Raw genomic sequence first — 261 nt, 5'->3', positions numbered from 1 at the left:
CCGGTTGTAGAACACTTCAATGTAATCGAAGATATCCGCCCGGGCCAGATCCCGGGTTTTGTATATTCTCTTCCTGATGCGTTCTTTTTTCAGTGAACTGAAGAACGATTCGGCCACCGCATTATCCCAACAGTTGCCACGCCGGCTCATACTGGGTGCCAGGTTATTGGCCCGACAGAACCGTTGCCAGTCGTCGCTGCCGTACTGGCTGCCCTGGTCTGAGTGCACGATGACCTCGCTGTCCGGTTTACGTCGCCAGAC

The 261-nt window shown here is 54.8% G+C and carries 1 protein-coding gene; it reads right to left on the bottom strand.

Annotation, left to right across the window (positions count from 1 at the left end; translation table 11 throughout):
• The coding region (locus FUU19_RS16700; protein ID WP_230507257.1) for a DDE-type integrase/transposase/recombinase at positions 1–261 on the bottom strand (261 nt) is incomplete at both ends.

The sequence above is a fragment of the Serratia montpellierensis genome (assembly GCF_020858655.1).
Classification (GTDB): domain Bacteria; phylum Pseudomonadota; class Gammaproteobacteria; order Enterobacterales; family Enterobacteriaceae; genus Serratia; species Serratia montpellierensis.
Note: the sequence above shows the minus strand (reverse complement) of the source record. Positions and strands in the feature narration are given on the sequence as shown.